Source organism: Pseudomonas sp. AC355, assembly GCF_979258205.1.
Genome location: NZ_OZ409843.1, coordinates 294,765 through 316,942 on the forward strand (window position 1 = coordinate 294,765; position 22,178 = coordinate 316,942).

Sequence of the window (22,178 nt, forward strand, 5' to 3'; positions counted from 1 at the left end):
CATGTCTGATGTGCATACCTCGACGGCAGCCGAAATGGCTGCCGTCGGCATTTACAAGATTGCCCTGGGTGTCGAGTACCGTGGCGCCCGTTATCGTGGTTTCCAGCGCCAGCGTGACGGCGTACCGTCGATTCAGGCGTCCCTCGAGAAAGCCCTTTCCAAGGTTGCCGGCGGTGCGCCTGTCACGCTGAGCTGTGCCGGGCGCACCGATGCACTGGTGCATGCCAGCGGGCAGGTGGTGCACTTCGACACCACGGTAGATCGCTCCATGCACGCTTGGGTGATGGGCGCCAACATGAATCTGCCCGGCGACATCAGCGTGACCTGGGCCAAGGCCATGCCAAGGCACTTCGATGCGCGCTTCTGCGCCATGGCGCGACGCTATCGCTATGTGATCTACAACGATCAGATACGCCCGGCGCACATGGCTGAAGAGGTGACTTGGAATCACCGTCCGCTGGATATCGAACGCATGCGCGAGGCGGCCCGTGTGTTTATCGGTACTCATGATTTCAGCGCTTTTCGGGCACGTCAGTGCCAGGCCAAGTCACCGATCAAGACGGTGCACCACCTGGAGTTGCTGCAGCACGGGCGTTTCATCGTGCTGGATATCCGCGCCAATGCCTTCCTGCATCATATGGTGCGTAATATCGCCGGTGTGCTGATGACCATCGGTGCCGGTGAGCGTCCGGTGGAGTGGGCGGGTGAGGTGCTGGCTACTGGTGTGCGGCGTACTGGCGGCGTCACGGCCCATCCTTACGGGTTGTATCTGGTGCAGGTGGATTATGCGGCTGAGTTCGAGTTGCCGACGCGTTATCTGGGGCCACATTTCCTCTCGGGTCTGAGAGACGTGGCACTTCCGGAGTAGCAGGCAGGGCAGGGTGGCGGCAGCAATTAATGGCCCATCGCCTGCGGTCATTTGTTACCATCCGGCCTTTCGCGGAGGTATTCGTCTTTTGTCAGTCGTTCGCTGCAAGATCTGCGGGATTACCCGCCTCGAGGATGCGCTCGCCGCAGTGGCGGCTGGTGCCGACGCTATCGGCCTGGTGTTCTACGAGCGCAGCCCGCGGGCGGTGTCGATCGAGCAGGCGCGGGCCATCGTGACCGCGCTGCCGCCGTTCGTGACCACGGTCGGTCTGTTCGTCGACATGCCGCGAGCCGAGTTGGATAAGGTGCTGGCTGCGGTACCGCTGGATCTGTTGCAGTTTCACGGCGATGAAACCGCTGCCGAATGCGAAGCCGTCGGCCGGCCCTATATCAAAGCGCTGCGGGTTCGTGCACAAGACGATGTGGCGGCGCTGGTGGACGCATACCCAAGTGCCCGCGGGGTTCTGCTCGATACCTTCGTGGAGGGTGTTCCCGGAGGAACGGGGCAGGCCTTCGACTGGTCGCTGGTGCCTGCGCAATTGAGCAAGCCAGTGATCCTTGCCGGTGGCCTGACCCCGAGTAACGTATCTGCGGCAATCGCCCAAGTGCGGCCTTATGCGGTCGATGTCAGTGGCGGCGTAGAGGCGAGCAAGGGCATCAAGGATGCCGGTCGGGTGAAAGACTTCGTGCGCGCTGTGCGGGCGGTTGGAGAGTCGATGTGACGACGTCGCGTAGCGAGCCGTCCATACTCCTATCGCCGCGATAAGTGCGCGCTTTTTTCGTGGTCGGGTAAGGTGGCGGGCGTAACGCCGGCCCCTGATGCGACCGCTTTGTGAATTCGCTTGTCATGTGCAACAAGCATGTTGAAGCCTACAGCGTTGGAGAATTGAGAGCATGAGCAACTGGCTGGTAGACAAACTGATCCCATCGATCATGCGTTCCGAGGTCAAGAAGAGTTCGGTGCCGGAAGGTCTGTGGCACAAGTGCCCATCCTGCGAGGCCGTGCTGTACAAGCCGGAGCTGGAAAAGACCCTGGACGTTTGCCCCAAGTGCAATCACCACATGCGTATCAACGCGCGTGCGCGCCTGAACATCTTCCTCGACGCCGATGGTCGTGAAGAGATTGGCGCCGATCTGGAGCCAAACGATCGCCTGAAATTCCGCGACAGCAAGAAGTACAAGGATCGTCTGGTCGCTGCACAGAAGCAGACCGGAGAGAAGGACGCGCTGATTTCCATGAGCGGTACTCTGGAAGGCATGCCGATCGTGGCCTGTGCCTTCGAATTCTCCTTCATGGGTGGCTCCATGGGCGCTATCGTCGGCGAGCGTTTCGTGCGTGCCGCCAACGTGGCTCTGGAGCAGCGCTGCCCATTCGTGTGCTTTGCCGCCTCCGGTGGTGCGCGCATGCAGGAAGCGCTGATCTCGTTGATGCAGATGGCCAAGACTTCCGCCGTGCTGGCGCGTCTGCGTGAGGAAGGCATTCCCTTCGTTTCGGTACTGACCGATCCGGTCTACGGTGGTGTTTCCGCCAGCCTGGCCATGTTGGGTGACGTGATCGTCGCCGAGCCGAAGGCACTGATTGGTTTTGCCGGCCCGCGGGTAATCGAGCAGACCGTTCGCGAGAAGCTGCCAGAAGGTTTCCAGCGCAGCGAGTTCCTGATCGAGCACGGCGCCATCGACATGATCATTCACCGTGCCGAGCTACGCTCGCGTCTGGCTCGTCTGCTGGCGCAGTTCACTCACCAGTCATCACCTGCAGCGCTGCCGGTCACGGCATGATCCAGCGCTCCCTGGCCGAGTGGCTGGCGTACCTGGAGCGTTTGCATCCCAGCGCCATCGACATGGGCCTGGAGCGCTCCCGGGAGGTTGCCGAGCGCCTTGGGCTTTCCCGTCCGGCGCCGCGGGTGATCACGGTCACCGGCACCAACGGCAAGGGCTCAACCTGTGCTTTTCTCGCCTCGCTGCTGCGTGCGCAGGGGCTCAAGGTTGGCGTGTACAGCTCGCCGCACCTGCTGCGTTACAACGAGCGGGTGCAGATCGACGGTCTGGACGCCAGCGATGAAGGTCTCTGTGAAGCTTTCAGCGCCGTCGAGGCCGCACGGGGCGAAACCTCACTGACCTATTTCGAGATGGGCACGCTGGCAGCCTTCTGGTTGTTCGAGCGTGCCGGTCTGGACGTCGCTGTGCTGGAAGTCGGTCTGGGTGGGCGCCTCGATGCGGTCAATCTGGTCGACGCCGATTTGGCACTGATCACCAGCATTGGTGTGGATCACGCCGACTGGCTGGGGGATACCCGCGAGTCGGTTGCGTTCGAGAAAGCCGGGATCATGCGTCCCGGCAAGCCGGCACTCTGCGGCGATTTCGATCCACCGCTGCCATTGCTGGAGCGGGTGGTGGAAATCGATGCACCGTTCTTCCTGCGCTGCCGGGATTTCGACCTGAGCATCACCGAGGATGACTGGAGCTGGTACGGGCTGACCGACCGCGGTGAAGTGTTGCGTCTTGCTGGCTTGCCACTACTCGACTTGCCCATGGAAAACGCTGCACTAGCGCTTCAGGCCTACGCACTACTTGATCTGCCGTGGCAGGCAAACCTCATTGCCAAGGCACTGCAGGCGACTCGGGTAACTGGGCGTCTGGATCGCCGTCACTTGAACTGGCAGGGTAAGTCCCTCACTCTGTTGCTCGATGTAGGGCACAATCCCCATGCGGCACAGTTTCTTGCAGGGCGTCTGCAGGCCAGTCCGCTTTTAGGTAAGCGTCTGGCGGTATTCGCTCTGTTGGCCGACAAGGACTTGCCTGCCGTCGTAGCGCCGCTGCTGGGCGAGATTGCTCACTGGGCGGTCTCGCCGCTGCCGACCGAGCGTTCTCGCTCAGCGGCCGAGCTGCATGGCCATCTGATCGCCTGTGCTGCGCAGGCCGATATGTACGCCGATGTGGCGAGTGCTCTGCAGGCACAGTGCGAGCGCGCTGCGGCAGGGGATGAAATTCTGCTCTTTGGTTCTTTTTTCTGCGTGGCCGAAGCCCTGATATGGCTGGAGCGTCACGCCCAGGAGGATGTGCAGGATGGCAATGCTGGATAGTGGAACGAAGCAACGTATTGTAGGGGCTCTGGTGCTGGTAGCGCTGGCGGTGATTTTCCTGCCAATGCTGCTGTCCCGTCCTGACGAGTTGCGTCATGTGGTAGTCGATGCGCCAAGCATGCCGGCCAAGCCTGTAGTGCCGGAAATCGAGATGCAGCCTGTGGTCGTCCCCGATCCTCAAGAGCTTCCGCAGGAGCCGGTGCCTGGCGACAGTGCGGCCGCCGGTCAGGCGCAGGCGCCCGTCGAGCAACCGATTGCCGAGTTGCCTGCCAGTCAGGAGCCCGTAGCGCCGCCCGCTCCGCAACCAACGCCCAGCAAGCCGGCCGAAGTAGCACCGCCGCCGCAGAAAGCGCCGGCTGAGCGTCTGGATGCCAATAGCTTGCCGGTCAGTTGGTCGGTGCAACTGGCTAGCCTTTCCAGTCGTCCAGGTGCAGAAACACTGCAGAAAACTCTGCGTGCCCAAGGTTACAACGCCTATATCCGCGCCGCTGATGGCATGAACCGGGTGTTCGTTGGGCCGCTGGTCGAGCGGGTTGAGGCTGATCGGCTGCGCGATCAGCTCAATCGTCAGCACAAGCTCAATGGCTTTGTGGTGCGCTTTCAGCCTGAAAGCAACTGACTCGGTATATGCGCTTAACCGATGGGCAGGGGTCTGCTAAAATGCAGCGCCTCTTCCATCGGTAGCCTGCATCGTGGCATTCACTTGGGTCGATTGGGCGATCATCGCCATCATCGTCGTATCGAGCCTGATCAGCTTGAGTCGAGGCTTCGTCAAGGAAGCGCTGTCGCTCGTCACCTGGATCATCGCTGGCGTGGTCGCCTGGATGTTCGGTGGTGCGCTCTCGCAGCATCTCGGTGCCTATATCGAAACCCCGTCCGCCCGTGTCATCGCCGCCTGCGTTCTGTTGTTCGTGCTGACCCTGCTGGTCGGTGCATTGATCAATTATCTGATTGGTGAGCTGATCCGGGTGACCGGTCTTTCCGGCACGGATCGTTTTCTCGGTATGGTATTCGGCGCCGCACGTGGCGCCTTGCTGGTCGTGGTCGCCGTCGGGCTGTTGAGCCTGGCACCCGTCGAGCAGGATGTCTGGTGGCAGCAATCGACGCTGCTGCCGCATTTTCTGTTGGTTGCAGACTGGTCGAAGAACCTCATTCTGGGGATGTCCAGCGAGTGGTTGGCGAGTGGTATACGCGAGCCGGTCGAACTGCCGTTCAAAGATGTGCTGCAGGGATCCATTCCCGTTGGCACTGGTAAATAGTCGTCTCACTGAGTAGGGGTTGCGTCACATGTGTGGCATTGTCGGTATCGTCGGGAAATCGAACGTCAATCAGGCGCTGTATGACGGCCTTACCGTCCTCCAGCACCGCGGCCAGGATGCTGCCGGTATCGTCACCAGCCACGAGGGACGGCTGTTCCTGCGCAAGGACAACGGCCTGGTGCGTGATGTGTTTCAGCAGCGGCACATGCAGCGCCTGATCGGCCACATGGGTATTGGCCATGTGCGTTACCCGACCGCGGGTAGTTCCAGCTCGGCGGAAGCTCAGCCGTTCTACGTCAACTCGCCCTACGGCATCACCCTGGCGCACAACGGTAACCTGACCAACGTCGAACAGTTGGCCAAGGAGATCTACGAATCGGATCTGCGCCACGTCAATACCAACTCCGACTCCGAAGTGCTGCTTAACGTTTTCGCCCATGAGCTGGCCGTGCGCGGCAAGCTCAACCCCAGCGAGGAAGACGTCTTCGCTGCGGTCAAGGACGTGCACAAGCGCTGCCGTGGCGGCTACGCAGTCGTTGCGATGATCACCGGTTACGGCATCGTCGGTTTCCGCGACCCGAACGGCATTCGCCCGATCGTCTTCGGTCAGCGTCATACCGACGAAGGCGTCGAGTACATGATCGCTTCCGAGAGCGTGGCGCTGGACGTGCTCGGCTTCACCCTGATTCGTGATCTGGCGCCGGGCGAAGCGGTTTACATCACCGAAGAAGGCCAGTTGCACACCCGTCAGTGCGCGCCCAATCCACAGCTCAAGCCGTGCATTTTCGAGCATGTCTATCTGGCCCGCCCCGATTCGATCATGGACGGCGTGTCGGTTTACAAGGCGCGCCTGCGTATGGGCGAGAAGCTGGCGGACAAAATTCGTCGCGAGCGCCCCGAGCACGATATCGACGTGGTCATTCCGATTCCAGATACCAGCCGTACGTCGGCGCTGGAGTTGGCCAACCACCTCGGTGTGAAGTTCCGCGAAGGCTTCGTCAAGAACCGCTACATCGGCCGTACCTTCATCATGCCGGGACAGGCTGCGCGCAAGAAGTCGGTACGCCAGAAGCTCAACGCCATCGAACTGGAGTTCCGCGGCAAGAACGTGATGTTGGTGGACGACTCCATCGTGCGCGGCACCACCTGCAAGCAGATCATTCAGATGGCCCGCGAAGCTGGCGCTAAGAACGTGTATTTCTGCTCGGCCGCTCCAGCCGTGCGTTACCCGAACGTCTATGGCATCGATATGCCGAGCCCGCACGAGCTGATCGCCCACGGTCGCACCACCGAGCAGGTTGCCGAGTTGATTGGTGCCGACTGGCTGATCTATCAGGATCTCGATGATCTGAAAGAAGCCGTCGGTGGTGGCAAGATCAAGATCGAGCATTTCGACAGTGCCGTGTTCGATGGCCAGTACGTCACCGGCGACGTCGATGAGGCTTACCTGAATCGCATCGATCTGGCGCGCAACGATGGCTCCAAGACCATCCAGCAGGCGGGTAGCGAAATTATCGATCTGTATAACAACTGATCGGCAAACGAAGCGTAAACAACCGGGCCCATGTGGCCCGGACTGGTTTCTGGACGAGGACGCGATATGACGCAGGAATGGGATGCAGGTCGACTCGACAGCGATCTGGACGGTGTAGGTTTCGATACCCTGGCAGTACGTGCCGGGCAACACCGCACGCCTGAGGGCGAGCATAGCGAGGCGCTGTTCACCACCTCCAGCTATGTATTCCGTACCGCCGCCGATGCGGCCGCACGTTTTGCCGGCGAAGTGCCGGGCAATGTCTACTCGCGTTACACCAACCCTACGGTGCGTGCCTTCGAGGAACGCATTGCGGCTATGGAAGGGGCCGAGCAGGCTGTTGCTACCGCCTCGGGCATGTCGGCGATCCTGTCCATCGTCATGAGCCTGTGCAGTGCCGGCGATCACGTGCTGGTGTCGCGCAGCGTATTCGGTTCGACCATCAGTCTGTTCGAAAAGTACCTCAAGCGTTTCGGTGTGCAAGTCGACTACGTGCCGCTTGCTGATCTGCAAGCCTGGGCTGGTGCATTCAAACCCAACACCAAGCTGCTGTTCGTCGAGTCGCCTTCCAACCCGTTGGCTGAGCTGGTGGATATTGCCGCGCTGGCGGAGATTGCCCATGAGCATGGCGCGCTGCTGGCCGTGGACAACTGTTTCTGTACGCCAGCGCTGCAGCAGCCGCTGAAGCTCGGTGCGGATATCGTCATGCACTCGGCGACCAAATTCATCGACGGCCAGGGTCGCGCCATGGGCGGCGTGGTGGCCGGTAGCGCCAAGCTGATGACCGACGTGGTGGGCTTCCTGCGTACCGCCGGGCCGACGCTGAGCCCGTTCAACGCGTGGATCTTCCTCAAGGGCCTGGAAACCTTGCGTATCCGTATGCAGGCTCATTGCGCCAGCGCTCTGGCACTCGCTCAGTGGCTGGAGCAGCAGGACGGCATCGAGCACGTGTATTACGCTGGTCTTGCCAGCCACCCTCAGCATGAGCTGGCTGCGCGTCAGCAGAGCGCCTTTGGCGCGGTGGTGAGCTTCGAGGTGAAGGGAGGCAAGGAGGGCGCTTGGCGTTTCATCGACGCCACTCGGGTGATCTCGATCACCACCAACCTGGGCGATACCAAGACCACCATTGCCCATCCAGCGACCACTTCTCATGGGCGCCTGTCGCCGCAAGAGCGTGCCAATGCTGGGATTCGCGACAGTCTGATCAGGGTTGCGGTAGGTCTGGAAGACGTGGCCGATCTCAAGGCCGATCTGACGCGTGGTCTGGCCGCGCTGTAAAAACCACCTTTTTAGAAAAAAACGAAGCGGGGCCTTGACTTAGGTTCGGCCCCCGCGTAAATTTCGCCTCCTCGCAAGGCCAAGGGTGATTAGCTCAGCCGGGAGAGCATCTGCCTTACAAGCAGAGGGTCGGCGGTTCGATCCCGTCATCACCCACCACTTGCCTTGAGAGAATCGGACGCAAGTCCACCGACGCGCAGCGGTAGTTCAGTCGGTTAGAATACCGGCCTGTCACGCCGGGGGTCGCGGGTTCGAGTCCCGTCCGCTGCGCCATATTTTCCATACCAGACGCCGTTCTGGGATGTGATACGAAAGCACCGCTTACGTATCTGACGAAGCAAGAGTTGTACGGACGCAAGTCCACCGACACGCAGCGGTAGTTCAGTCGGTTAGAATACCGGCCTGTCACGCCGGGGGTCGCGGGTTCGAGTCCCGTCCGCTGCGCCATATCCACCTGCCTCGAGCAGGTTTCCTGAAAAGCGGCCATTGGCCGCTTTTCTTGTTTTCGTCCCTCTCATTTCTGTTGGCTGATGCGCTCTGGCTCAGGGTGCTGATAAGGCTGGCTGTCACGCTATTCCCCGAGGCAGGTCGTCTTAATTGGGGATAGGCGCGCTCTATATTCTCCAATCGAATAACCATCTTGAAAAAAGTGATTTTACGAAATAATCGGTAACCCTCATTCTTAGCCGCACCAGACAACTGGAATTCCGTTTTTGCTTAGACCGGCTCTAAGTCGGTACTTCCAGGAGTCTGTTGGTGATGGGTAATCTTCAATCCTCCGTGCGTTCCAATGCAGCCTGGCAGCAGGCGCGCGTGCCCGGAGAGGTCTTTGACCTCGGTGTACCACTGCGCCAGGCGCTGGGTACACTGCGTCACGCCCCCCATGCCTCGCGTCCCGTCTTGGGGCGCCGTGAAGCGATTCTGCTGGGTACTTTCGCGTTGGTGTTGCACGCTGGTGTGCTGTTCTGGCTGAGCCAGCGGCCCGAGCCGGTGCTGCCGGAAGTGCCGGTGGAAATCCCACCGATGACCATCGAATTCGCTGCCCCGACTCCACCACCGGAGCCGGTGATCGAGCCTCCACCCCCCGAGCCTGTCGTCGAGCCGCCACCCCCACCGCCGGTGGTCGATGAGCTGGCGGTCAAGCCGCCTCCAAAGCCGGAACCTCCGAAGCCCAAGCCGCAGCCGCCGAAACCCAAGCCGGAACCCAAACCCGTGCCGAAACCGGTCGAGCCCGCACCTGCGCCGCCCAAGGTCGAAGCGCCACCGGCACCGCCTGCGCCTGCTGCACCCAAGCCGGTGACCGAGACGCCGCCATCCGCCAACGCCGCTTACCTGCGCAACCCGGCGCCGGAATATCCCTCCCTGGCCCAGCGCCGCGGTTGGGAAGGCACCGTGCTGTTGCGTATCCGCGTGCTGACCAACGGCAAGCCCGGCGATATTCAGATCCAGACCAGCAGTGGTCGCGACGTCCTCGACCAGGCTGCAGTTAAAGCGGTACAGCGTTGGAGTTTCGTGCCTGCCAAACGTGGTGATGTTGCCCAGGAAGGCTGGGTCACGGTACCGCTGGACTTCCGCCTGAACTGACGCACACGGCAACACCCTTTTTTCACGAGCCCGGACAGTCCGGGCCCGAAACCTGTCATCGACATACCGTTTTCCGAGGACCGCACCATGAACCTGCTAGTCGATTCCCCCCTGCAATCGGTCGAACACGCCGTCATCTGGCTGCTGATCGGCTTCTCCGTCGTCACTTGGGGCCTGGCCCTGATCAAAGGCATCCAGTTTGCCCGCCAGCGCCATCAGGATCGTAAGTTCCAGAAGCTGTTCTGGTCGGCCACCAGTCTCAACTCGGCCTCAGAGCTGGGTCAGAGCCAGTCTGGCGCCGTGGCTCATGTTGCCCAGGCCGGTTTCGCCGCTATCCAGGTACCGGACGGCCAGCAGCCGGGCGACCTGAGCCAGGCGATCAACCACCAGGATCGCCTTGAGCGCGCCCTGCGTCAGCAGATCCAGCGTGAGCGTCGCTCGCTGGAATCCGGTCTGGCCGTGGTCGCCTCCATCGGTTCTACCTCACCCTTCATCGGCCTGTTCGGCACTGTGTGGGGCATCATGGAAGCACTCAAGGGCATCAGCGCAGCGGGTAACGCCAGCCTGGAAACCGTTGCCGGGCCGATCGGTGCCGCGCTGGTTGCCACCGGTGTGGGCATCGCCGTCGCGGTTCCAGCGGTGCTGGTTTACAACTACTTCTTGCGTCGCCTCAAGCTGACCGCGGCGGATCTCGACGATTTTGCCCATGACTTCTACAGCCTGGCGCAAAAGAGTGCTTTCAAGGTCATCGTTCACCCAGGTGCAAAGCGCGGTGGAATCGCCACCGGCCAACCCGTAAAAGAGGCGGTGTGACATGGCATTCTCGACCCAGGACAACGACGAAGTCCTCAGCGAAATCAACGTCACGCCGCTGGTAGACGTGATGTTGGTGCTGCTGGTGGTATTCATCGTCACCGCACCGCTGCTGACCAACTCGATTCCGATCAACCTGCCGAAGACCGAAGCCGTGGCCCCAGCCGACCAGAAAGACCCGCTGGTGATCAGCATCGATGGTGACGGCAAGCTGTTCATCAACAAGGATGAGATCCAGCCGGAGCTGCTGGAAAGCAGCCTGATTCAGGCCAAGGCCGACGACGCCGAACTGAAGGTGCAGCTGCAGGCCGACGACCAGGTGGACTACGGCTCGGTGGCGAAGGCCATGGCCGCTATCGAGCGGGCCGGTATCACCAAGCTGGCGGTGATCACCGCTCGCTGACTGCGCGTCCGGGGTTCTGAAAAGCGCGATTTGCCAGCCGGCGGATCGCGCTTTTTTCGTTCCGCTTCTGTGGCGACGACATTTTTCTACTGTTCTTGTATCGCTCAATGGATGAAGCCAGAGCATCCTCCCGTCCGAATAGCGCGGATTAGTTCAGATTCCAACAGTTTCTTGCCTTTACCGCTTCAGTTGTGAGTGCTATTTTCGTTAATGAAAATGTCACATAACTGTCACATTCAAAGTGCGCAGCTAAAACAAGAACTGGAGTCTCAGGATGTTCGCCTTCTTCCGTCCCGCCCCTCATCGGGAAACCCTGCCCGAAGAACAGATCGATAGCACCTACCGCCGCCTGCGTTGGCAGATCTTCGCCGGGATATTCATCGGCTATGCCGGTTACTACCTGCTGCGCAAGAACTTCTCGCTGGCCATGCCCTACCTGATCGAGGAAGAGGGTTACAGCCGCGGGCAGCTTGGCTTGGCGATGTCCGCCATCGCCATCTCCTACGGGCTTTCGAAATTCTTGATGGGGCTGATTTCCGACCGCTCCAACCCTCGCTACTTCCTGCCTTTCGGTTTGCTGGTGTCAGCAGGCGTGATGTTCGTTTTCGGTTTCGCGCCCTGGGCTACCTCCAGCGTGACCATGATGTTCATCCTCCTGTTCATCAACGGCTGGGCGCAGGGCATGGGCTGGCCGCCCAGTGGCCGAACCATGGTGCACTGGTGGTCGCAGAAAGAGCGTGGCGGCGTGGTGTCGGTGTGGAACGTCGCCCATAACGTCGGCGGCGGCCTGATCGGTCCGCTGTTCCTGGTCGGCATGGGGCTGTTCAACGACTGGCACGCAGCGTTCTACGTGCCGGCTGCAGTGGCGTTACTGGTGGCGGTGTTCGCCTTCATGACCATGCGCGATACCCCGCAATCGGTCGGCCTGCCGCCCATCGAGCAGTACAAGAACGACTATCCCGAGGGCTACGATGCCAGCCACGAGAAGGAATTCAGTACCCGCGAAATCTTCGTCAAGTACATCCTGCGCAACAAGATGCTGTGGTTCATCGCCCTGGCCAACGTGTTCGTCTACCTGCTGCGCTATGGCGTACTGGACTGGGCGCCGACCTACCTGAAAGAGGTCAAACACTTCACGGTCGACAAGACGTCGTGGGCGTATTTCTTCTACGAGTGGGCAGGCATTCCCGGCACGCTGCTGTGCGGCTGGATGTCGGACAAGGTGTTCCGTGGCAACCGCGGCCTGACCGGCGTGGTGTTCATGGCGTTGGTGACGGTCGCGACTGTGGTGTACTGGCTCAATCCGCCGGGTAACCCGATCGTCGATATGGCTGCGCTGTTCTCCATCGGCTTCCTGATCTACGGCCCGGTCATGTTGATCGGTCTGCACGCGCTGGAGCTGGCGCCGAAGAAGGCGGCAGGTACTGCAGCGGGCTTCACCGGCCTGTTCGGTTACTTGGGTGGCTCGGTCGCGGCAAGCGCGGCAATGGGCTACACCGTCGACCACTTCGGCTGGGACGGCGGCTTCGTGCTGTTGATCGGCGCGTGCCTGTTGGCGATCGTGTTCCTGATCCCGACCCTGTGGCACAAACAGGCGCCGAGCGAAGAGCGCGCGTCCTGATCTAGATCGAGAACTTCGGTCATCTGAGCCCAGAGGGCCAGGTGACCGTAGTGATCGCTAAGTTGGCAGGTGGGGCCGACGATGGTTCGTTTCAGCCCACCCCAGTCTTTCTCGCGTCCATAGCGTGTTGCAGGTAGTTTGGTGATGCCGGCAGACACCTTTCTTTTGATGACGACGCTGAGCAGCGCTGTTGCTCAGCACTCGTCCTGACGGTTGCGGTACTGGCTCGGCGGCATGCCGAACCAGCGCATGCTCGCCTTGTGGAAGCTGCTCTGGTCGCGGAAGCCCAGGGTGGCCGAGATGTACTTCAGGCTGCGGTTGGAGTTGCGCAGAAAGTTGTGCGCCAGCTTCAGGCGTGACTCTTCCTGTAACTGGGTGAAACTCACCGCCTCGCGTTCCAGGGCATGCTGCAGGCTGCGTTTGCTCATGCTCAGGGCATCGGCGATTTCGCTCAGGCTGGGGTTGAGTCCCTGAGTGAGTTGCTCCACCAGCAGCCTCACCACGCGGGCGGCGATGGAGCCATTGACCACGTCGTCGAGACGCGCCTGGGCATATTCCTGATGCATGACATGCAGGGCCTCATCGGCCGTTGGCAGGGTGAAGGCACTGATTTCCTCACGGAACGTCAGACTGTTGTGTGGCGCCGAGAAGCGCAGGTTTTTGCCGAACAGTTGCTGCAGGCGCGTGGTGTTCTCGGGCTGCGGATAGGTGAACTCCGCTGCCAGCGGCATGGGTTTTTCGTGAGGCGTCAGCCAGTGGATCAGGCCAAGGGTCAATGCGGCCCCTGCATCGATGAATGCGCGAGGGGCCGGTACGGGGGCGGTGCCGACTTCCAGGCCGATCAGCTTCAATGTGTCTTGTCGCTGTTCGAGAAGGATGTGCGAGCCATTGCTGGTCAGTGGATGGAAGTCCGCCAACAGTTTGAGCGCGCTGCCCAGCGTCGGGCTGGACATGATCGAGTAGCACTGCGCGCCCAGGATGCTCGGGTGAGCGCGGGCGTAGGTGGCGAGGCCGATATCCGGATCGTTCGCCTGCTCGGTCGCTTGAGAAAACAGGCCATAGACCTGTGCCAGTCTGATCGGTGCACCGCGGCTCAGCGCTGCGACCAACTCATGATCTAGCTTGCTCGGGTCGATACCTTGTTCGAGCAGGGTCTTGGCCATCACCTGGAAACAGGTGCTCGTCATCGTGTACATCGGTTTTCCTGAGTCGCGGGCGGCTCTGAGTGATCGGATAAAGGCTGCCGGAAGGGGCGTGCGGACAAGAAACAGGTGCGCGGGAACACTATTCGAGTCTGTGCGGCGATGTAAACATAAGCGTGCTTATAAACATCCCTCCAGCCTATCTCAGTCTTTTTGCGACAAGCCGATATGACCGCGCATTGGTCATTAGTCGGTGTTGATCTCCATCCTCGATCCATAAAACCAATAAACCGTTTCGTGAACACGTTGCAGACCCGAGCTGGCGCAAGCGCAGCACCGGTGTGGCGGCGCGTCATCTCGATCCTGGCTTTTCTGGTCTATGCCAGATCCGGGTTTACGGGCCGCCTCTGTATCACGGGGCATGCGCCGAGCGAGGGACGGGGTACGCAGGGGCAGCATATGGAATGTCGTGTAATGCAGAACTATTTTCGGGTAGCCCAATGATCCGCCTGGCGCAGATGCCTGCCGCCGTTGCTTCGACCGATGAAGCACTGGCCAGCCACTTTTATGGACAGTTGCAGCAGGGCCGCTTTCACCTCGCGTTTCAGCCCGTGGTGTCTCCCTCGAATGCGCAGCGCACCCTCTATCACGAGGGGCTGCTGCGGTGTACTGGCGAAGCGCTTGGCTTCAACCCTTTTGCCGTTCTGGAGCGCCTGCAGTCGATCAGGCCGCTTGATCGCAGCGTGGTCAGCAGCGTGATCGCACTGCTGCAGCGTCACCCAAGCATGACCCTGGGTTGCAATGTCTCGGCGCAGAGCGCCAGGCTGGATCCTCACTGGAAACGCGTGCTGCAGCAGCTCGCGGACGATGCCAATCTGGCGCGGCGGTTGGTCATCGAGATAACCGAGAGTTCGGCACAGCCCAGCCATGAGCAGGCCATCGAGTTCGTCCATCAGTTGAGAAGCACCGGCTGCCACGTGGCTATCGATGATTTCGGATCGGGGTTCGCGACCCTCACCTTCATTCAGCAAGGCCAGCCCGATCTGATCAAGATTGATCAGGGCTACATAAGCCGGGCTCGGCAGTCATCCCTGCACGTCAAGACCCTGAAGCATCTGATCGGCCTGTGCAGCACCCTGGCCGCCCACGTCGTGGTCGAGGGCATCGAGACGATCGAAGACCTGGCTATCGCCCAGGAGTGCGATGCGCAGTGGGTGCAAGGGTTTCTCTTTGCCAGGCCGCAAGCACTCATCGATGGCCTCGAGGAGCCTTGCGTCATCGCTTTGAGATGACGGGGCGAGCAGGTGCTCACTTCACCGAATTGGCATGTCCTACCGGCCCGGCGACGCGTGCCTGAGCAGAATACTTAGTGATCCAGGAGCAGGTGAGATGTTGTTCAGGAATATGAAAATCGGTTTGCGCGCGGGTATCTCCTTCGCCGCGCTGGCGATTCTCGTGGTAGTTCTGGGGGGTACCACCCTGGGACAGATGAAACGCATGGACAGCATGTCCGATGCCATCGAGTCGAAGTGGTTTCCCGCCACATTGGCGTTGAACGAATTGAGTACGGCAACGTTGCGCATCAGGGCACTGACTCTGCGTCTCTACATCCTTGAAAACGAGCAGGCGAGGCGTGAAGCGTTGGGCGTTATCGAGGGTGCCAAGGCCGATCTGGAGCGCGCGCAGACGCGTTACGCGGCGTTGGTTGATTCCGAAGCCGAGCGTACGCTCTACCAGCGCCTGGTCGGCATCAAGGAGCGCTACATGAAGCATCAGGTCGAGGTGGTCGATCTGATACTTCGTGGGCAAGGTGACCAGGCCCAGGCAATGATCACCGGGGTGATGGCCAAAGAGGGCGACACCATCGTCCACGAGTTGCAGCAACTGACCGAATTCAACCGCCAGGGCGCCACGCAGGCGTCGGCAGAAAGCGAAAGCGTATATGGCAGTGGGAACATCATCGTGGTGTCGGTGGTGCTGATCGCCACGTTGCTGACCATCTTCCTGGCCGTGTTCCTCACCCGCAGCATCGTCAGGCCGCTGAGCAAGGCTGTTGGCGTGGCGCAGACCATCGCTTCCGGTGATCTGACGCACGCGTTCACTGACCATGGGCGTGACGAGCCGGCTCAGTTGCTGCAGGCGCTGGCCGTCATGCAGGGGAGCTTGCGTGGCACCCTCCAGCAGATTGCCGATTCCTCGAACCAGTTGGCATCCGCTTCCGAAGAGCTGCACGCGGTGACCGAGGATTCGACCCGAGGCCTGCATCAGCAGAACAACGAAATCGAACAGGCTGCCACCGCGGTCAACCAGATGACCGCGGCGGTGGAAGAGGTGGCGCAGAACGCGGTCAGCACGTCCGAAGCCTCCCGTGAATCGGACAGCAATGCACGCCTGGGGCAGGATCAGGTGCGTCAGGCCGTCGATTCGATTCACCTGCTGGCCAAAGACGTCACCTCGACGTCCGACGAGGTCGGCAAGCTGGCTGGCAACGTGCGCAACATCAGCCAGGTGGTCAACGTGATCCGCGCGATCGCCGAGCAGACCAACCTATTGGCCCTGAACGCAGCGATCGAAGCCGCCAGGGCTGGCGAACAAGGCCGTGGCTTCGCGGTGGTCGCCGATGAGGTGCGGGCGCTGGCGCATCGTACCCAGCAGTCGACCCGGGAAATCGAGCAGATGATCGAGGCCGTCCAGCAGGGTACCGAGCAAGCGGTCAGGGCAATGGAAAGCAGCACTCTACGTACCGAGTCGACCCTGTCTCTGGCGCAATCGGCCGGTCAGGCGCTGGACGGCATCGTGCAGGCCATCGGCTCGATCAACGAGCGCAACCTGGTGATCGCCAGTGCCTCGGAGCAGCAGGCACAGGTGGCTCGCGAGGTCGACCGTAACCTGGTGAACATTCGGGATCTGTCCCTGCAGACCTCTGCGGGTGCCAACCAGACCAGCGCGGCTAGTCAGGAACTGTCGCGGTTGGCGGTCAGCCTCAATGGCCTGGTAGCGGGCTTCCGGGTCTGACGGAGACAACTGCGCGTTTCCGGGTGCAGGCAGCCTGGTGCTCTCAACGCATCAGGCTGCGACGGAACGCCGGGTCATCCAGATAGGCCACATTGAGCCGCGTCCAGGGCACTGGCGTCTGCCGGTTGACGGCGAAGATCGAGCCTGGCGCGAGCATCACGCCTTGGGTCAGGCAATGCCGGGTGAGGGCGTTGGCGTCATCAATGCCGGGAAAACGCGCCCACAGATAGAGGCTCTGCTCCGGCCGGCAGAATACCTCGGCACCCAGTTCATCGAGTACCTCGAGCCCGCGTTGCGTGGCAGCGCGCAGGCGATCCTGCAGGCGTGACAGGTGGCGCAGGAAATGCCCTTCGCCGAGGATCACCTCGATGGTGCGCTCGCTGTATTCGGCGCCACTGTTGTGCAGCAGCATCTTCAGGTCGGCCAGTTCTTCGATGCGTTGTTTGCTGCCAGCGATGAAGCCGACGCGCAAGGCGGCGGAAATCGATTTGGAAAAGCTGCCCAGATACAGGGTGCGCTCGCACTGGTTCAGCGCCGTGAGTTTCATCGCCGAACTGGGTTTGAAGTCGGCCATGGCGTCGTTCTCCACCAGCAGCAGGTCGTGCGCTTCGGCAATCTGCAGCAGGCGGTGGGCCTTGGCGGGGGAGATGTCCGAGCCGGTAGGGTTGTGGCCCACCGACTGGAGGAAGAACAGCCTGGGTTTTTCTCTTTCAGCACCCGCTCCAGTGCATCCAGATCCGGCCCGTCGGCCTCCCGCGGTACGCCGAGCATGCGTGCGCCCTGCAACTGCAATTTGCCGAACAGCGGGTAGTAACCCGGGTCTTCGACCAGCACCGCGTCGCCGGGAATGACGTAGCGGCGGATGATCAAGTCCATTCCGTGGTTGGCGCCCAGGGTGGTGACCAATTGCCGGGGCGAGACGGCGATGCGGTAGTCCGCCAGCTTCTGCGCCAGGCGCTGGCGCAGGCCGGGGTTGCCCAGCCGCGTGCCGTAGCGAAACAGGGTGGTCACGCCACCGCGCACCACCTGGCGGTGAAATTTGTCCAGGCGCATGTCCATCAGCCATTCCACTGGCGGAAAGCCCTCGCCGAGGTGTGAGTGGCCGGGGTCGCGGACGAACTGCTGGCGCATCATCCAGATGGTGTCCAGCGCCCGGGTATAGGGCTGCGACTCGTCGTCCTCGACACTGGCGCTGACGCTCTTGCAGACGAAGAACCCCTTGCCGTGTCGGGCCTCCACCAGCCCTTGGGAGGCGAGGTGCTCGTAGGCGGTGATCACCGTGTTCTTGGAGTGCCCGTGCAGGCGCATGTACTCGCGCAGCGAGGGCAGTTTGCTGCCCGCCTGCAGGGCGCCATCGGCAATCTGCCTGGCGATGGCATCGGCGACTTTCTGGGCGAGGGTCTGTCTGGGCATGGCGCAAATCCCTGGGTACAGGAATGAAGTGTCCGGGCAAACTGTACCTTCTTTCAGGGATACAGTGAGGATAACGTTCGTCCCAACCAATAACAAACGACTCCCCGAGGAGCGCCCAATGACGATCGATTCCCGCCTGCCTGATTTCCGTAATCTGTCCCCCGCACAACGCCTCGAGCACGTGCAGCAGCTGCTTGGCCTGTCCGCTGAGGAAACCGCGCTTTTGCGTGATGCCGGTGCGCTGCCATTGGAGATCGCCGACGGCATGATCGAGAACGTGATCGGCAAGTTCGAGTTGCCCTATGCGCTGGCCAGCAACTTCCGCATCAACGGCCGGGAGATGCTGATCCCGCTGGTGGTGGAGGAGCCCTCGGTAGTTGCGGCGGCCTCGTTCATGGCCAAGCTGACCCGTCCGGCAGGGGGCTTCCAGACCTCCAGTAGTGCGCCGCTGATGCGTGCTCAGGTACAGATCATCGGTGTCAGCGATCCCTACAACGCGCGCCTCAGCCTGCTGCGCAACAAGGACGAGATCATCACCCTGGCCAACAGCAAAGACCAGTTGCTGAACAGCCTGGGCGGCGGTTGCCGTGATATCGAGGTGCACACCTTCATCGACAGCCCACGCGGGCCGATGCTGGTCGCGCACCTGATCGTCGATGTACGCGACGCCATGGGCGCGAACACGGTGAACACCATGGCCGAGGCCGTGGCGCCGCTGATGGAACAGCTCACGGGCGGCAAGGTGCGTCTGCGCATCCTCTCCAATCTCGCCGATCTGCGCCTGGCGCGTGCCCAGTTGCGGATCGCCCCGGAACATCTGGATACCGCCGAGTACAAGGGCACGGAGGTTATCGAGGGGGTGATCGATGCCTACACCTTCGCGGCCATCGACCCGTACCGCGCCGCGACCCACAACAAGGGCATCATGAACGGCATCGACCCGCTGGTGGTGGCCACCGGCAACGACTGGCGGGCCGTGGAGGCGGGCGCCCATGCCTATGCCTGCCGCAATGGTCACTACGGCTCCCTGACCACCTGGGAGAAGGATCGCGAAGGCCATCTGGTCGGCACCATCGAAATGCCCATGCCACTCGGCTTGGTCGGTGGCGCCACCAAGACCCATCCACTGGCGCAGCTTTCGTTGCGCATTCTGGGCGTGAAGAGCGCCCAGGAGCTGGGCGAGATCGCCGTCGCCGTCGGCCTGGCGCAGAACCTCGGGGCCTTGCGCGCCCTGGCTACCGAAGGCATTCAGCGCGGCCACATGGCCCTGCATGCGCGCAATATCGCGCTGTCGGCCGGTGCCCGTGGCGATGAGCTGGACTGGCTGGTCAAGCGCATGGTCGAGACTCGGGACGTACGTGCCGACCGCGCCGAGGCGTTGTTGCGCGAAAAGCGCGGGCAATGAGCATGCGTGCGGTAAGGCTGGTGGAGGTCGGCGCTCGCGACGGCCTGCAGAACGAAGCCCTGACCCTGCCGGTCGAGGTGCGTGTGGCGTTGATCGAGCGGCTGGTCGCGGCTGGGCTGCGTACTCTGGAAGCCGGTGCGTTCGTGTCGCCGCGCTGGGTGCCGCAGATGGCCGACTCCGACCAGGTGCTGCGCCGCCTCGAGCAACGTCCGGGGGTGACCTATACGGCGCTGGTGCCCAACCTCCAGGGGCTGGATGCTGCACTGCAGGCGGGGTGCCGGGAGGTGGCGGTATTCGCCGCCGCTTCCGAGGCGTTTTCGCAGAAGAACATCAACTGCTCCATCGCCGAAAGCCTGCAGCGCTTCGAGCCGGTATTGGGCAAGGCGCTGGAGCAGGGCGTTGCGGTGCGCGGCTATGTTTCCTGTGTGCTCGGTTGTCCGTTCAGTGGTGAGGTACCAGTGGCGGACGTGGTGCGGGTTGCCCGCGAGCTGCATGCCATGGGCTGCTACGAGATCAGTCTCGGTGACACCATCGGCAGAGGCACGCCAGGCAAGACCAGAGCGCTGATCGACGCCTGTGCCAGCGAGGTGCCGATCACGGCACTGGCCGGGCATTTTCACGATACTTACGGCATGGCGGTGGCCAACATTCAGGCCGCCCTGGAGGCCGGCGTGCGGGTGTTCGACAGTTCGGTTTCCGGCTTGGGTGGCTGCCCGTATTCGCCTGGTGCTACCGGTAATGTGGCAACCGAGGAGCTGGTTTATCTGCTCGAAGGCCAGGGCCTGGCAACCGGCGTGGATCTGTCGGCACTGCTCGAGGCCGGGGCTTTCATCGATGCGGCCCTGGGCAAACCGTCGGCTTCGAGGGTGGCCAACGCCCTGCGCAACAGGGCGCATTAACCGATTGCAGAACAGAACAATAACCCGGAAAGGGTGCGGGTCAGAGGGCGACAGCCTTTACGTCGCACGGCCCGGATCACTCCGTCAGCTCACTGTCCGAGCGTACGTTGGCCTTTCATCGGGCCCCTCGCGCCCTAGCGGCGACGTACCGACACAGGAGAACCCATGAATTCGCTTACCGATGCACTGGCGAGTTTCGCCAGAACTGCCGGCCCTCTGAAGGGCGTGACCATTCTCGACCTCACCCGCGTCGTCGCCGGCCCGTACTGCGCCATGCTGCTGGCCGACATGGGCGCCACGGTGATCAAGATCGAGAACCCCGCCGACCCCGACCTTACCCGCGAATTTCCGCCGCTCAGCCGTAGCAGCAGCGAGCCGGTGAGTGGCTTCTTCGCCCAGTTCAATCGCAACAAGATGGCGGTCTGCCTGAACCTGAAAAAGGCCGAGGGAAAGGCCACCTTCCTGGATATGGTGCGCAAGGCCGATATCGTCATCGAGAACTTCCGGCCCGGCACCATGGCCAAGCTGGGGCTGGGCTACGAGGTGCTCAGGGAGGTCAATCCAGCCATCGTGTTCACCGCCATCAGTGGCTTCGGTCAGTACGGCCCGAATTCCCTGCGACCGGCATTCGACAGCAGCGCCCAGGCCAGCGGCGGGCTCTGGTCCATGAACGGCACGGTAGAGGAGCCGATGCGCGTGGGCACGGTGCTGGGTGATCTGTCCGCTGCGCTGTATGCGGCCATCGGTACCCTCGGTGCGCTGCGTGAAGCTGAACGCACCGGTCAGGGCCAATTGGTAGACGTGTCGCAGCAGGACTCCATCGTCTCGCTGACCGAAAACGCGCTAGTGACCTACACCGAAACCGGCAAGGTCACGGTGCCCGAGGGCAATGGCCATCCGTTCGTGCGCCCCTACGGACGCTACGCCTGCAAGGATGGCTACGTGTTCTTCGGTGCCTACACCGACAAGTTCTGGCGCGAGGCCTGCCTGACTTTCGGCGACGAGGCGATGGCCAGCGACCCCGAGGTCGACAGCATGGCCAAGCGCTTCGAGACCGACGTCTACCTGCGCAAGGTCAAGCCTGCCGTGGAACGCTGGCTCGGCGCCCACACCAAGGCCGAACTGGAAGCCATGACCGGTGATCGTTTCCCACTGTCGCCGATCAAGAGCATCGATGAAGTGGTGGCCGATCCCCACCTGCGCGAGCGCGACATGGTGGTGCCCGTCGACTGCCAGGGCGCCCGCTTCGAGGTCTTCGGCAATCCGATCAAACTCTCCGGCGGCACCCTGGAGCGCGGCGCCAGTGCCCCCTCGGTCGGGCAGCACAACGCTTCCATCTACCGCGAGTGGCTCGGCCTGGACGAAGCCGAATACGCCGAGCTGATCCGGCTGGGGGTGATCTGATGGCGGATCTGATCAGCGATGAGGCCCGGCGCAGCATCGGCACCTCGCTGCCGCCGTCGCGCTTCGAAGTGAACCGCAATGACATCAGGAAATATGCAGTGGCCACCGGGCAGCGTCAGCGCCGTTATCTCGATGGCGACGAGGCACCGTTGCTGTTCCTGTTCAGCGCCATGATGCCGGTGCTGCCGTTGGAGCAACTGCTGGAAGACGGACACAAGCCCGACGACCCGCTGATTCCCGAGTTGCCACTCAAGCGCATCATGGCTGGCGGCAGCGAGTACCAGATGCACCGGAGGATCTTCGCCGGCGACGTGCTGCTGTGTCGGCAGACTTTGCTGGACATCTACCAGAAACAGGGCGCCGAAGGGCCGCTGATCTTTCTGGTGTTCGAGAACCGTTTTGAAACCGAAGCGGGCGAGCCGGTGGTGACCGAGCGCCTGACCCGGATCGCGAGGTGA

Annotated in this window: 19 protein-coding genes, 3 tRNA genes and 1 pseudogene; 21 read left to right on the forward strand and 2 right to left on the reverse strand. The window is 61.9% G+C overall.

Translation table 11 applies throughout. The annotated features are described in order from the left end of the window. Nucleotide 1: 1 nt before the first annotated feature. The 15 genes from truA (at nucleotide 2) to glpT (ending at nucleotide 12,442) form a co-directional block, all read left to right on the forward strand. Nucleotides 2-868, forward strand: coding sequence for a tRNA pseudouridine(38-40) synthase TruA (gene truA, locus ACZ0AI_RS01495; RefSeq protein WP_463564244.1), 867 nt, complete (start codon nucleotides 2-4; stop codon nucleotides 866-868). Nucleotides 869-956: 88 nt separating this feature from the next. Continuing rightward, a complete protein-coding gene (locus tag ACZ0AI_RS01500) occupies nucleotides 957-1,589 on the forward strand; it encodes a phosphoribosylanthranilate isomerase (protein ID WP_463564245.1) in 633 nt (210 codons plus the stop codon). 172 nt (nucleotides 1,590-1,761) lie between these two features. Next, the gene (gene accD, locus ACZ0AI_RS01505; RefSeq protein ID WP_463564246.1) at nucleotides 1,762-2,646 is read left to right on the forward strand and encodes an acetyl-CoA carboxylase, carboxyltransferase subunit beta; all 885 of its coding nucleotides are present in this window, start codon (nucleotides 1,762-1,764) and stop codon (nucleotides 2,644-2,646) included. Continuing rightward, nucleotides 2,643-3,950, forward strand: a complete 1,308-nt coding sequence (folC, locus tag ACZ0AI_RS01510) for a bifunctional tetrahydrofolate synthase/dihydrofolate synthase (protein ID WP_463564247.1) — start codon at nucleotides 2,643-2,645, stop codon at nucleotides 3,948-3,950. The genes accD and folC overlap by 4 nt, the downstream gene beginning before the upstream one ends. Beyond that, on the forward strand, nucleotides 3,934-4,569 hold the full coding sequence (locus ACZ0AI_RS01515; protein ID WP_463564248.1) for an SPOR domain-containing protein: 636 nt from the start codon (nucleotides 3,934-3,936) through the stop codon (nucleotides 4,567-4,569). The genes folC and ACZ0AI_RS01515 overlap by 17 nt, the downstream gene beginning before the upstream one ends. A gap of 73 nt (nucleotides 4,570-4,642) precedes the next feature. Beyond that, the gene (locus tag ACZ0AI_RS01520; RefSeq protein WP_463564249.1) at nucleotides 4,643-5,209 is read left to right on the forward strand and encodes a CvpA family protein; all 567 of its coding nucleotides are present in this window, start codon (nucleotides 4,643-4,645) and stop codon (nucleotides 5,207-5,209) included. A gap of 28 nt (nucleotides 5,210-5,237) precedes the next feature. After that, on the forward strand, nucleotides 5,238-6,743 hold the full coding sequence (gene purF, locus ACZ0AI_RS01525; protein WP_225830994.1) for an amidophosphoribosyltransferase: 1,506 nt from the start codon (nucleotides 5,238-5,240) through the stop codon (nucleotides 6,741-6,743). A 66-nt stretch (nucleotides 6,744-6,809) separates the two neighbouring features. Beyond that, nucleotides 6,810-8,021 carry an O-succinylhomoserine sulfhydrylase gene (locus ACZ0AI_RS01530; RefSeq protein WP_463564250.1) on the forward strand — a complete coding sequence of 404 codons (1,212 nt, stop codon included), beginning with the start codon at nucleotides 6,810-6,812 and terminating at the stop codon, nucleotides 8,019-8,021. Nucleotides 8,022-8,104: 83 nt separating this feature from the next. Continuing rightward, nucleotides 8,105-8,180, forward strand: a tRNA-Val gene (locus tag ACZ0AI_RS01535). 37 nt (nucleotides 8,181-8,217) lie between these two features. Continuing rightward, nucleotides 8,218-8,294: transfer RNA gene (locus ACZ0AI_RS01540), tRNA-Asp, on the forward strand. Nucleotides 8,295-8,391: 97 nt separating this feature from the next. Then, nucleotides 8,392-8,468 (forward strand) — tRNA-Asp (locus ACZ0AI_RS01545). Nucleotides 8,469-8,780: 312 nt separating this feature from the next. Continuing rightward, complete coding sequence (locus ACZ0AI_RS01550; protein ID WP_463564251.1) at nucleotides 8,781-9,605, forward strand: energy transducer TonB; 825 nt, start codon at nucleotides 8,781-8,783, stop codon at nucleotides 9,603-9,605. Between the two features lie 87 nt (nucleotides 9,606-9,692). Beyond that, the gene (locus tag ACZ0AI_RS01555) at nucleotides 9,693-10,418 is read left to right on the forward strand and encodes a MotA/TolQ/ExbB proton channel family protein (protein WP_463564252.1); all 726 of its coding nucleotides are present in this window, start codon (nucleotides 9,693-9,695) and stop codon (nucleotides 10,416-10,418) included. Nucleotide 10,419: 1 nt separating this feature from the next. Further along, nucleotides 10,420-10,821, forward strand: coding sequence for an ExbD/TolR family protein (locus tag ACZ0AI_RS01560; RefSeq protein WP_075929518.1), 402 nt, complete (start codon nucleotides 10,420-10,422; stop codon nucleotides 10,819-10,821). A 274-nt stretch (nucleotides 10,822-11,095) separates the two neighbouring features. Continuing rightward, the gene (glpT, locus tag ACZ0AI_RS01565; RefSeq protein WP_463564253.1) at nucleotides 11,096-12,442 is read left to right on the forward strand and encodes a glycerol-3-phosphate transporter; all 1,347 of its coding nucleotides are present in this window, start codon (nucleotides 11,096-11,098) and stop codon (nucleotides 12,440-12,442) included. A 194-nt stretch (nucleotides 12,443-12,636) separates the two neighbouring features. Here glpT and ACZ0AI_RS01570 read toward each other — a convergent pair whose 3' ends face one another. After that, on the reverse strand, nucleotides 12,637-13,638 hold the full coding sequence (locus ACZ0AI_RS01570) for an AraC family transcriptional regulator (RefSeq protein WP_463564254.1): 1,002 nt from the start codon (nucleotides 13,636-13,638) through the stop codon (nucleotides 12,637-12,639). Between the two features lie 446 nt (nucleotides 13,639-14,084). Between ACZ0AI_RS01570 and ACZ0AI_RS01575 the strand changes: the two genes are divergently transcribed. Together ACZ0AI_RS01575 and ACZ0AI_RS01580 are read left to right on the forward strand one after the other, a co-directional pair. Continuing rightward, nucleotides 14,085-14,876 (forward strand): EAL domain-containing protein, encoded by a 792-nt coding sequence (locus ACZ0AI_RS01575; RefSeq protein WP_463564255.1) that lies wholly within the window; start codon nucleotides 14,085-14,087, stop codon nucleotides 14,874-14,876. Between the two features lie 97 nt (nucleotides 14,877-14,973). Further along, the gene (locus ACZ0AI_RS01580; protein WP_463564256.1) at nucleotides 14,974-16,599 is read left to right on the forward strand and encodes a methyl-accepting chemotaxis protein; all 1,626 of its coding nucleotides are present in this window, start codon (nucleotides 14,974-14,976) and stop codon (nucleotides 16,597-16,599) included. A 43-nt stretch (nucleotides 16,600-16,642) separates the two neighbouring features. Here the strand turns inward: ACZ0AI_RS01580 and ACZ0AI_RS01585 are convergent. Further along, nucleotides 16,643-18,012: pseudogene (locus ACZ0AI_RS01585) on the reverse strand (aminotransferase-like domain-containing protein). Nucleotides 18,013-18,130: 118 nt separating this feature from the next. Here ACZ0AI_RS01585 and ACZ0AI_RS01590 point away from each other — a divergent pair. From ACZ0AI_RS01590 to ACZ0AI_RS01605, 4 genes are all read left to right on the forward strand, one after another. Continuing rightward, nucleotides 18,131-19,417 (forward strand): hydroxymethylglutaryl-CoA reductase, degradative, encoded by a 1,287-nt coding sequence (locus ACZ0AI_RS01590; protein WP_463564257.1) that lies wholly within the window; start codon nucleotides 18,131-18,133, stop codon nucleotides 19,415-19,417. After that, nucleotides 19,414-20,316, forward strand: a complete 903-nt coding sequence (locus ACZ0AI_RS01595) for a hydroxymethylglutaryl-CoA lyase (protein WP_463564258.1) — start codon at nucleotides 19,414-19,416, stop codon at nucleotides 20,314-20,316. The genes ACZ0AI_RS01590 and ACZ0AI_RS01595 overlap by 4 nt, the downstream gene beginning before the upstream one ends. 165 nt (nucleotides 20,317-20,481) lie before the next feature. Then, entirely contained in the window at nucleotides 20,482-21,720 is a 1,239-nt protein-coding gene (locus ACZ0AI_RS01600) for a CaiB/BaiF CoA transferase family protein (RefSeq protein WP_463564259.1), read from the forward strand. Then, on the forward strand, nucleotides 21,720-22,178 hold the full coding sequence (locus ACZ0AI_RS01605) for an FAS1-like dehydratase domain-containing protein (RefSeq protein WP_463564260.1): 459 nt from the start codon (nucleotides 21,720-21,722) through the stop codon (nucleotides 22,176-22,178). The genes ACZ0AI_RS01600 and ACZ0AI_RS01605 overlap by 1 nt, the downstream gene beginning before the upstream one ends.